We start from the raw sequence: 10,003 nt of genomic DNA, 5'->3' as shown, positions 1-10,003 counted from the left end.
TGATCGAGCCAATATTGACGATGCGGCCCCAACCGCGGTCCTTCATGCCCGGGAAGGTCGCCTTGGCCATGTTGAAACATCCGCCAAGATTGGTGCGCATCACCGCATCCCAATCCTCGTAACTCATCCGTAGCAGCGTGCCGTCGCGGGTAATGCCAGCGTTGTTGACGACGATGTCGATCGGCCCATATTCCTCGGCCACCTTGGCGCAGCCTTCCTGCACCGCGTCGAAATCGCCCACATCGAACTTGATCGTGGGGATCCCGGTTTCTGCAGTGAAGGCCCGCGCCGCATCATCGTTTCCGGCATAATTGGCGATCACAGTGCAGCCGCGCTCGTCGCGCAGCCTTTCGCAAATGGCACGGCCAATTCCGCGCGAACCACCGGTCACGATTGCAACACGTCCCATGTCGTCACTCCCAAGCTTTCCGTAACGTTTCTCTTGGTCTTAGGCGTGCAGATGTTACCGCGCAAAGGCAATCGCCCGCTGCGCGGAGTGTTCAATCGTATTCTTGGATTTGCCCACCGCAGCGGGAGGGATCAGAAGCGGATTTGCGTTCCGACATAGACCGCCTGATCGTCGTCGACCCCATCGGTCAACGGTGCCAGGCGATTGCGATCCTGCGATACGCGTACACCCGCAGTCACATCGAGATTGCGGCCCACGCGATAGGATGTGCGCAGATCGACGCTCTGCTGGCCTGCGCCTTCCAGCGTACGCGGCGCGCGTCCGGCGCTCTGTTCGTTGGTCAGGGCGATCTGTGACTGGAAGCGGCTCGGCTTGCCAGTCCGTTCCTTCTCAGGGCGGAACTGCGACAGGTCGGGCATGGCCACATCGCGCAGGGTCCCGGGAAGTTCAACCGGCTTGGTCGCCTGGGCGAAGCTCTGATAACCGCGGGCAATACCCAGATTGTAGCTGGTCGGTGCGATGGCCAGTGCGGTATTGCGGCTGCTCTCTGCCGAGGCACTGTCGATCGCGTCGCGGACCGAAATGGCGCGGGCAGTGGCCCCATCGATGCGCACCGCAACCGTCACTGTCCGTTCGCCATCGCGCGGAAGCTTGGTGGCAGGCGTGAAGCGCAATCCGTCCTCACCGATAATCGCGGCGACCCGGCGTGCCAGCCGCGGGTCAGCGCCGGCAGGGGTGAAGGGAAGCGATCCGAACGAGGCGTCCTGCGCCGCACCATCGCTGCCCGAAACGACCGCAAGGCCTGCGCCCGGAATCGCCAGGGCCAGGCCGGCAGCAGCGAGCGCGGCGGGAATTGCCCGCTTCGTGCTCGTCATGTTGCGGCTGCGTGCCATGTCGACTCTATTACCTCTGCCAAACATTCGGCTCGAAGTCTTATGGGCACACTGCTGAACCGCAGCTGACCCGACTCGATCCGAACGTATTCGACTCCCAAGGAAGCTAGGGTGCGTGTCGGTCGGACACCAGCTTTTCCACAGCCACAATGGACGAATCCGTACAACTGTTGCGTGGCTTCAACAGACCGGGGGATTGCCGGCCTCAACCGGTAACGGGGTTCAGCCACCATTCACCCCCCGCGCGTGCATGTGGCACCCATTCGCCAAGGCCGGTCGGCATGGCTTGCCCCCCTGCGTGCAGGCTCTATAGAGCCGTAAAACCGGATTGATACCAAGGACCGACATGATCGCTCTTGCCCAGCTACGCCGCCCTGCCATCTTCGCCCTGGCCATTGCTGCCACGGCCAGCCTCGCGGCCTGCGGCGGGCGCGAACGCCCCAAGGCGGACCTCGCTGCGGCGCAGATCACCACGATCGGCGTGAACTCCTATCTGTGGCGTGCTTCGCTGGAAACGGTGAGCTTTGCCCCATTGCTCCAGGCGGACAGCAATGGCGGCGTGATCGTGACCGACTGGTATGCTAACCCCAGCAACCCCGGTGAACGCGTCAAGGTGACCGTGACCATTCTCGATTCCGACCTGCGCGCGGACGCATTGCGTGTGGCCGCCAGTCGGCAGGTGAGCCAGGGTGGCACTTGGGTCGATGCCCCGGTGCAAGCTGCGACCGTGCAGAAGCTTGAGGACATCATCCTCACCAAGGCGCGCGAACTGCGCCGCCACACGATCAACTGATAACGGACCCGGCGCACGCGGGTCCTTCCCAAACCACGTAAAATCCGTAAGGCCGCTCGCATGAGCAGCGATACCCGTTTCGATCCGGCCAGCGCCGACGCGCGATGGCAAAAAGCGTGGGAGGAGGCGCAGACCTTCCGCGCCGATAGCAATTCGAACAAGCCCAAGAGCTACGTGCTCGAGATGTTTCCCTATCCTTCGGGGCGCATCCATATCGGCCATGTCCGCAATTACACGATGGGCGACGTGCTGGCGCGCTACAAGAAAGCGACCGGGCACGAAGTGCTCCACCCGATGGGCTGGGATGCTTTCGGCATGCCGGCCGAGAATGCGGCGATGGAGAAGGGCGTCCATCCGGGCGGCTGGACCCGCGCCAATATCGAACACATGAAGGCGCAGCTGAAGCGCCTCGGTTTCGCGCTCGACTGGAGCCGCGAACTCGCCACTTGCGAACCGGAATATTACGGCCACGAACAGGCGCTATTCCTCGACATGTACGAGGCGGGTCTGGTCTATCGCAGGGAAAGCGAGGTCAACTGGGATCCGGTCGACATGACCGTCCTCGCCAACGAACAGGTGATCGACGGCAAGGGCTGGCGCTCGGGCGCGGAGGTCGAACGGCGCAAATTGAACCAGTGGTTCATGCGCATCACGGATTTTGCCGAAGACCTGCTCGAAGGCCTCGGTACGCTCGAAAACTGGCCCGACAAGGTGCGGCTGATGCAGGAGAACTGGATCGGCAAGTCGCGTGGGCTGGAGTTCAGCTTCGACCTGTCGAATGGCGAATCCCTGCCGGTCTACACGACCCGCCCCGACACGATCTTCGGCGCGAGCTTCGTTGCGGTCGCCGCCGATCATCCGATCGCACAGGCTGTGGCCGCGCAAAATTGCGATGCGGCGAAGTTCGTCGAGCTATGCAAGAAGGGCGGCACTACCGCTGCTGAGCTGGAGACTGCAGAAAAGCTCGGCTTCGACACCGGCATCGGCGCGAAGCATCCGTTCACCGGCGAATACCTGCCCGTCTATATCGCGAATTTCGTGCTGATGGACTATGGCACGGGCGCGATCATGGCGGTGCCGGGCCACGACCAGCGCGATTTCGAATTCGCCACCAAATACGGCCTGCCGATCCCGCGCGTAGTCGCGACAAGCGTCGAAGAGGCTGCCAAGCCTTTCGCTGGCGAAGCCGAGCCGGGCGATGGGGTGATCGTCAATTCGGACTTCATCACCGGCATGAGCGTGGAGGACGCCAAGCGCGAGATCATCCGGCGCATAGAGGCGGAAGGACGCGGACAGGGCAAGACCGTATGGCGCCTGCGCGACTGGGGCGTTTCGCGCCAGCGCTATTGGGGCACGCCGATCCCCTTCATCCATTGCGGCAGCTGCGGCGTGGTGCCGGTGCCCAAGGATCAGCTGCCGGTCACCTTGCCCGAGGACGTCGATTTCCAGACCCCGGGCAACCCGCTGCTGCGCCACCCCACGTGGAAGCATGTCGATTGCCCCAAATGCGGCGGCAAGGCCGAACGCGAGACCGACACGCTCGACACCTTCACCAACAGCTCGTGGTATTTCCTGCGCTTCGCCAGCCAGCCGGCCGACAAGCCGTTCGACAGCGAAGAAGTGGCCAAGTGGCTGCCGGTCGACCAGTATATCGGCGGCATCGAACATGCGATCCTGCACCTGCTCTACGCGCGCTTCTGGACCCGTGCGCTCAACCGCATCGGCCTGGTCGACGTGAAGGAACCTTTCGCCTCGCTGTTCACGCAGGGCATGGTCACGCACGAAACCTATTCGCGTCGCGAGGGCGAGCGTGACGTCTTCTACAGTCCCGACGAAGTGATCCGCACGGGCGAAGGCGCGACGCTGAGGGACGGCGGTGAAGCGGTGACCATCGGCCGCGTGATCAAGATGTCGAAGTCGAAGAAGAACGTGGTCGATCCCGACACGATCATCGACCGCTTCGGCGCCGATGCGGTGCGTTGGTTCATGCTATCCGACAGCCCGCCCGAACGCGATCTGCCGTGGTCCGAAGCGGGCATCGAAGGCTGCTCGCGTTTCGTTCACCGCCTGTGGCGCCTGTTCGGCCAATATGAGGCGGAAGCGACGGGCGAGGACAAGGCGCTCGATCGCAAGACGCACCAGACCGTCGCTGCGGTGGCGCAGGATATCGAAGGCCTGGGCTTCAACAAGGCGGTGGCGCGGATCTACGAACTGACCGGTGCGGTCGAGAAGGCGCAGCCATCGGCCAGCCGCTCTGCCGCGATCCGCACGCTGGTGCAGCTGGTGGCCCCGATGATGCCGCATCTGGCGGAGGAAGCCTGGGCCGCGGTCGGCCAGGCGGGTATGGTTGCGGACGCCGACTGGCCCGAAGTCGATCCCGCGCTGCTGGTCGAGGATGAAGTGACCATTGCGATCCAGCACATGGGCAAGCTGCGCGACACGCTGACTGCCCCCAAGGGCGCATCGAAGGAGGATCTCGAGGCGCTGGCACTGGCTTCGGAAAACGTACAGCGCTCGATTGCCGGGGCAGCTGTGCGCAAGATCATTGTGGTGCCCGACAGATTGGTGAATATCGTAACCTGATGCGTCGCATTGCCCTTCTCTTCGCCAGCCTCGCGCTTTCCGCCTGCGGGTTGCAACCCATGTATGCCGGCGGCGGCAACGGCGCAGTCGCGCGCGGTCTGGCTGCGGTTGATGTACCTGCGATCGAGGGGCAGGCGGGCTGGCTGGTGCGCAATGCGCTCAATGACCGGCTCAGCGCGGCCGGTGCCGAAACTCCGCAGTATCGGCTCGATGTGCGGCTCGACGACCAGCTCGACGGGCTCGGCGTGCTGCGCGACGATACGATCAGCCGCGAACGCCGCACGCTGCGCGCGCGTTATCAGCTGATCGACCTGTCGAGCGGCGAGATACTGCTCGATGCAACCGCCGCATCGGATGCGGGTATCGACGTCGTCTCGAGCGAATACGCGACGATTGCGGCCGAGCAGACGGCGCTCGAAAATCTCGCCCGGGATGTGGCGCAACGCATCGTCACGCGCGTGGCCCTGACGCTGCGCAAGCAGCAGTGAAGCTCACCAGCCGCGATTTCGCCGCCAAGGGCCGCGATGCGGCAAAAGCCTGCTCGATCTTCTTCTTCTGTGGGCAGGACGAGGCGGGGGCGAGCGCTGCCGCGCGCGACCTCGTAACCTGGCTGCCCGAACCGGGTGAGCGCGTCGAAATGGCGGGCGCAGACCTGCGCGGCGATCCCGCGAGCTTGGGCGATGAGGCCCGATCGACGTCGCTGTTCGGCGACCAGCGCCACATCTGGGTACGCGCCAATGGCGACGATGCATTTGCAGCGATCGAGACGCTGATCGAGACGGGTGATGCCGGCGCGGGCTCGGCTTGCCCGGTGATCGTGATTGCCGCTGCGGCGACCGACAAGTCGCGCACGGCGAAATTGCTGGAGAAGCGCAAGGACGCGCTGGTCGCCCTGTTCTATCCGCCCGATCTGCGTTCGGTCTCGCAAAGCGTGCGTGCGATGGGCGATGCCGCAGGCGTGCGGCTTGGGGGAGATCTGGCCGAACGCATCGCGCGTGCTGCCAATCTCGATGTCCGGTTGGCGCAGAGCGAGATCACCAAGCTTGCGACCTATCTCGACGCCAGCCCGCAAAGCCCCTGCACGGCCAGTGCGGAGGATATCGACGCGGTTGGGGCGGCGAGCGAAGAGGATGGGTTCATGCCGCTGGTCGACGCGGTGATGGGCGGGCAGGGGAACCGGGTCGCCCCGGAGATTGCCCGCCTGAAGCAGTTGGGCCTCAACCCGGTTGGCGTATTGCTCGCCTTCGAACGTCGCGCGGCGCAGCTGGCGCGGATCGCCGCGGCGCTGGGACCGCGACCCTATGGTGCGCTGGACAAGGGTGAGAAGGCACGCCTCGGGATCTTCTGGAAGGAAGAGCGCGAGATCGGCCAGCAACTCGCCATATGGCGCCAGCGCAACTTGCTCGACCGGCTGACACATGCACTGGTGAAGCTGCATCGGGACCTGTTGACGAACAGCCAGGCGGCCGAGTTGCTGCTTGCCCAGCAGCTCACGCTGATCGCCCAGCTCGCCAAGGGCAGGCGCTGACTAGGGCTTGCGGACCGAAAGATAGGCGTTGAGCTGAACAACCAATCTGGCGCCGCGCCCTGCATTCCCGCCCAGCCGCGCCCTGACTGCATTTAGCAGCTCGCCCGTCAGCCAGCCGAGCCATGATCGCAGGCTTTCATGTCGTTCGCGCCGGAGGAGGGCGCGGCGCCATTTTTCGCGCCAGCCTATGTCCCTGCGAGCCAGCCGCGCCGCCGTCTGGTCGCTCCCGATCCGCTCGGGCGCCTTGGCCAGGAGCAAGGGAAGATCGTCGAGGACCTCCGCTGGTACACTCACGGGCGGATCTGGCAGGCTTGCACGGCCTCCGACCGTCCAACGCCGCGTTGCCGCAATCGCCAGCGCGGCGACCCTATCCCATCCTTCGGTGTTCGCCCGTTCCCAGACGGCGTCCCAGTCGAACCTGTGTTCCCGCGCCAGCTGCTCGAAGTCGGCAAGCATCAAGGGGCCACCATCGAATGCGTGGACGGAGGCGTGGACCGCGAGGTGCAGCAACTGGTCGATCGGGTCGAGATAGCGCAGCCCGGGATACTCGGGGTCGGCGAATGCGCGCAGGAAAACTTCATCGGGTAAGTGCGGCGTCCGCCAGTCTTCGATCCATAGCCGGTGGTGCAGTTCGACCACGATCCCGCTTGGGGAAACGAGCGGGGGGAGCTGGTGATAGCGCTGCTTCCACTGCTCCGCGGAAAGGCCCTCGGTCCCGATCTCGACATAGCCTAGCGTCAACAAGAGCCGTCGGGCGTCGAGCACCTTCCCCTCGGCAATGAGCAGGTCGAGATCGCGCAGGGGACGCAGCGCGGGATCGGGCCAGGCATGCCAGGCTAGCCAGGCTCCTTTGAGCGCGATCGAATCAATGCCAGCGCGTGCCAGCGCTCCCACGATGGCGACCAGCTCGGCCTTGTGCGCCAGCGCGGAGATGGCGCTGGCGCGATAGGCATCGGCCCAGTCCAGCCGCAGGTCACCCGGGATTGCGGTACAGTCGCCCAGACGGTGATGGAGCAAAGGCTGGATTCGATAATGCGCAGCCCGGCGGTCGAGTTCGGCCCACTGCGCGGGGCTGATGCCTGCCAGTTCGTCAAGATCCGGGTCCAGGCCGCCCGCCAAGCGAACCAGCAGGTTCTCGAGCGGCGGCCCAGCCACCGATGCGCCTCAGTTTTGCGGGACGGAGAAGGTCCCGCTCACGCGTCCCGACGAATTGGTCGTGGCGCCGCTGACCGATGACGATCCGCTGGCGCGCCCATCGACGCTCGACCGGCCGGTGGCAAGATCGATCACCAACCGCCCGCCATTGAGCGTGTCGCCACCCCGGTCGAGCCGGACATTGCCGGCCATGGTGATGATCCGGCGATTGAAGTCGTAGACCGCCGTGTCGCCCCGTGCACGTTCGTTGCCGCGCTGTACGTCGACCCCGCCGGTTGCCATGATTCGCTGGATCCTGAGATTACCCTCGTCCGAGTAGTTGACGATCGTGCGGGCCGCATTGAGCGACAGATCCGCCTGGGTGATCTGGACATTGCCCGAAAGCACGACACGATTCTCGCGATCCTGCAGTTCGATGCGATCTGCGGCATAGGAAACAGGGGCGTTGGAATTGTGCCCGGCGATGGCCTGCGCGCTCAGTTGCACACCGCCCAAGGCGATGGCGGTGGCGAGGAACCCGGCGGCGCCCCAGCGGGCAATGGTCGAACGAAGCGCGGTCATCAGGGTATCCTCAGTTTTCCCGGTGCCATGCGCAATCGCGCATTGCCGGATAGTGTAATGGTGCGTGCCGACAGGTCGGCGGTCAAGCGATCGGCACTGAAGGTGCCGGCGGGAATCTCGCCATCGACGCCGCCTTCGCCCAGCAGCGTCTTGGTTGCGAGGTCGACCGAAACGTCGCGGGCCAGCATGCGATAGCCGTCGGCGGCGGTCATCCTCATCGGTCCGATGATGGAAACCTTTTCCTGGTCGATGTTATATTGCCCCGCTTCTGCTGTGAGGCGCGCCGGACCGTCATTGAGTAGTAGTCGCGCGACGAGATCGTTCATGCGTACGATCCCTTCGCGGCTGGAGCGCTGGACGGCTTCGCCCGCGGTGAGCGAGAAGGGTCGACCTTCCTTGTCCTCGCCGCGGTAGAGTGCGTTGTCGACGCGCAGCCGCTCCTTGATGATTGCCACCTTGTCGCGATCGAGCAGGAAGCTCACTTCGCCGCGCGGGCCAAGCGGGGTCACGACCATCAGCGCGGCCAGCACGCCGACTGCCATCGGCAGGGCGCGCGCCAGGAAGTGAACCAGCCGGTCATGCGTGCCACCGGGTTCGGCCCAATGTTGGCGCCGATCGCGGAGCACTTTCGCTTCCTGCGTCTCGATCCTGCGCTGCGAGGTTGCCATTTCGCTCGTCTGCCTCGGCCAGCCTTACATGTGGCTGAAGATATCGTGCTCGGGCCAGCCGGCAAGGTCCAGCCGCGCCCGCGTGGGCAAGAAGTCGAAGCAGGCCTGGGCGATTGCCATGCGCCCCTCACGCACCAGCCGACGGTCGAGCTCGTCCTTCAACCGGTGCAGGTAACGCACGTCGCTCGCGGCATATTCGCGCTGGGGCTCGGTAATCTCGGGGCCACCCCAGTCGCTCGACTGCTGGGCCTTCGAAATGGTCCCACCGAGCAATTCCTCGATGAGGTTCTTGAGCCCGTGGCGATCGGTATAGGTGCGCACCAGCTTGCTGGCGATCTTGGTGCAATAACAGGGGGTGGCCATCACCCCGAGGTAATGTTCGATCGCGGCGAGATCGAAGCGTGCGAAATGATAGAGCTTGAGGCGGCTCGGGTCGCCCAGAACGGCCTTGAGATTGGGCGCGTCATATGTGCTGTTCGGGCCGAAGCGGACGAGATGTTCGTCACCCTTGCCGTCGCTTAGTTGGACCACGCACAGCCGGTCGCGGGCGGTGATCAGCCCCATGGTTTCCGTGTCGACCGCAATCGGTCCGTCCGCCAGCACGCCTGCCGGCAAGTCTTCTTCGTGAAAATGAACTGCCATGGGTCAGCGCCTTAGGCGTATTGGGGATTGTAGGGAAGGGCGCACTGGAGGCGGAATGCAAGCCACGCCAAAGTAGCCGCGATGACTGACGCGGTCCCCCTCAGCTGGAAGCCTGTGCTCGACCCTGTACTAGCCACGCCCGAGGCGCGGCGGCTGGGCGGCTGGCTGCGCGCGGAGGAACAGGCGGGCAAGCCGATCTATCCCCCGCGCGGCGCGCGATTGGCCGCGCTCGAACTGACCCCGCTCGATGAAGTGAAGGTCGTGATCCTTGGGCAGGATCCCTATCACGGCCCCGGTCAGGCGATGGGGCTGTGCTTCGCCGTGCCGGACGGGATTCAGGTCCCGCCCAGCCTCGCCAACATCTACAAGGAAATGGAGAGCGACCTTGGCATTGCGCGCCCACGCCATGGCGACCTTAGCCACTGGGCGCGCCAGGGCGTGCTGTTGCTCAACAACACGCTGACGGTGGAGGCGGGCAGGGCGGGAAGTCATGCCGGGCGCGGCTGGGATGCGATCACAGATGCCTGCGTGGCTGCGGTGGCAGCGAGGCCGGAACCATCGGTATTCATCCTCTGGGGCAGCCATGCCCAGGCTAAGGCCAAGCGCATCGGCGGCCTGAGCGACGGCAGGCATTGCATCATCGAAAGCCCGCATCCCAGCCCGTTGTCGGCCCATCGCGGGTTCTTCGGCTCCAAGCCTTTCAGCAGGACCAATAGTTTCCTCGCCGCGCATGGGCGCGAGACGATCGACTGGCAGGTATGACGCGCAGGT

Annotated in this window: 11 protein-coding genes; 5 read left to right on the top strand and 6 right to left on the bottom strand. The window is 64.7% G+C overall.

Going from position 1 to position 10,003, the window contains the following annotated elements; genetic code table 11:
* Both AAFM29_RS01230 and AAFM29_RS01225 read right to left on the bottom strand, forming a co-directional pair.
* Nucleotides 1–409: SDR family NAD(P)-dependent oxidoreductase (locus AAFM29_RS01230; RefSeq protein WP_341710997.1), on the bottom strand; the 409-nt coding region annotated here is incomplete at its 3' end.
* Nucleotides 410–540: 131 nt separating this feature from the next.
* On the bottom strand, nt 541–1,302 hold the full coding sequence (locus AAFM29_RS01225; RefSeq protein WP_341710996.1) for a hypothetical protein: 762 nt from the start codon (nt 1,300–1,302) through the stop codon (nt 541–543).
* A gap of 346 nt (nt 1,303–1,648) precedes the next feature.
* Between AAFM29_RS01225 and AAFM29_RS01220 the strand changes: the two genes are divergently transcribed.
* The 4 genes from AAFM29_RS01220 to holA are packed head-to-tail and all read left to right on the top strand — an operon-like array spanning nt 1,649 to nt 6,206.
* On the top strand, nt 1,649–2,095 hold the full coding sequence (locus AAFM29_RS01220) for a DUF3576 domain-containing protein (RefSeq protein ID WP_341710995.1): 447 nt from the start codon (nt 1,649–1,651) through the stop codon (nt 2,093–2,095).
* Nucleotides 2,096–2,155: 60 nt separating this feature from the next.
* On the top strand, nt 2,156–4,678 hold the full coding sequence (gene leuS / locus AAFM29_RS01215) for a leucine--tRNA ligase (RefSeq protein ID WP_341710994.1): 2,523 nt from the start codon (nt 2,156–2,158) through the stop codon (nt 4,676–4,678).
* On the top strand, nt 4,678–5,166 hold the full coding sequence (gene lptE, locus AAFM29_RS01210) for an LPS assembly lipoprotein LptE (protein WP_341710993.1): 489 nt from the start codon (nt 4,678–4,680) through the stop codon (nt 5,164–5,166). Before leuS ends, lptE begins: the two co-directional genes overlap by 1 nt.
* Nucleotides 5,163–6,206, top strand: a complete 1,044-nt coding sequence (holA, locus tag AAFM29_RS01205) for a DNA polymerase III subunit delta (RefSeq protein ID WP_341710992.1) — start codon at nt 5,163–5,165, stop codon at nt 6,204–6,206. Before lptE ends, holA begins: the two co-directional genes overlap by 4 nt.
* On the opposite strand, the gene AAFM29_RS01200 is transcribed toward holA, so the two are convergent.
* Genes AAFM29_RS01200 through AAFM29_RS01185 form a run of 4 tightly spaced genes read right to left on the bottom strand, consistent with a single transcriptional unit; the run spans nt 6,207 to nt 9,232 of the window.
* Nucleotides 6,207–7,361 (bottom strand): nucleotidyltransferase family protein, encoded by a 1,155-nt coding sequence (locus tag AAFM29_RS01200; protein ID WP_341710991.1) that lies wholly within the window; start codon nt 7,359–7,361, stop codon nt 6,207–6,209.
* A 9-nt stretch (nt 7,362–7,370) separates the two neighbouring features.
* On the bottom strand, nt 7,371–7,922 hold the full coding sequence (locus AAFM29_RS01195; protein ID WP_341710990.1) for an LptA/OstA family protein: 552 nt from the start codon (nt 7,920–7,922) through the stop codon (nt 7,371–7,373).
* Nucleotides 7,922–8,590 carry an LPS export ABC transporter periplasmic protein LptC gene (gene lptC / locus AAFM29_RS01190; RefSeq protein WP_341710989.1) on the bottom strand — a complete coding sequence of 223 codons (669 nt, stop codon included), beginning with the start codon at nt 8,588–8,590 and terminating at the stop codon, nt 7,922–7,924. The genes AAFM29_RS01195 and lptC overlap by 1 nt, the downstream gene beginning before the upstream one ends.
* A gap of 24 nt (nt 8,591–8,614) precedes the next feature.
* Nucleotides 8,615–9,232, bottom strand: a complete 618-nt coding sequence (locus AAFM29_RS01185) for a ribonuclease D (RefSeq protein WP_341710988.1) — start codon at nt 9,230–9,232, stop codon at nt 8,615–8,617.
* Nucleotides 9,233–9,313: 81 nt separating this feature from the next.
* Between AAFM29_RS01185 and ung the strand changes: the two genes are divergently transcribed.
* A complete protein-coding gene (ung, locus tag AAFM29_RS01180) occupies nt 9,314–9,994 on the top strand; it encodes a uracil-DNA glycosylase (protein WP_341710987.1) in 681 nt (226 codons plus the stop codon).
* The last annotated feature ends 9 nt before the right edge of the window (nt 9,995–10,003 follow it).

It is taken from the genome of Erythrobacter sp. (assembly GCF_038133525.1).
Taxonomy (GTDB): domain Bacteria; phylum Pseudomonadota; class Alphaproteobacteria; order Sphingomonadales; family Sphingomonadaceae; genus Qipengyuania.
Note: the sequence above shows the minus strand (reverse complement) of the source record. Positions and strands in the feature narration are given on the sequence as shown.

Bases quoted from the DNA above. Each gene is read 5' to 3' on its own strand.
- AAFM29_RS01225 (WP_341710996.1), bottom strand. From the start codon at position 1,302: ATGGCACGCAGCCGCAACATGACGAGCACGAAGCGGGCAATTCCCGCC.
- AAFM29_RS01220 (WP_341710995.1), top strand. From the start codon at position 1,649: ATGATCGCTCTTGCCCAGCTACGCCGCCCTGCCATCTTCGCCCTGGCC.
- leuS (WP_341710994.1), top strand. From the start codon at position 2,156: ATGAGCAGCGATACCCGTTTCGATCCGGCCAGCGCCGACGCGCGATGG.
- lptE (WP_341710993.1), top strand. From the start codon at position 4,678: ATGCGTCGCATTGCCCTTCTCTTCGCCAGCCTCGCGCTTTCCGCCTGC.
- AAFM29_RS01195 (WP_341710990.1), bottom strand. From the start codon at position 7,922: ATGACCGCGCTTCGTTCGACCATTGCCCGCTGGGGCGCCGCCGGGTTC.
- lptC (WP_341710989.1), bottom strand. From the start codon at position 8,590: ATGGCAACCTCGCAGCGCAGGATCGAGACGCAGGAAGCGAAAGTGCTC.
- AAFM29_RS01185 (WP_341710988.1), bottom strand. From the start codon at position 9,232: ATGGCAGTTCATTTTCACGAAGAAGACTTGCCGGCAGGCGTGCTGGCG.
- ung (WP_341710987.1), top strand. From the start codon at position 9,314: ATGACTGACGCGGTCCCCCTCAGCTGGAAGCCTGTGCTCGACCCTGTA.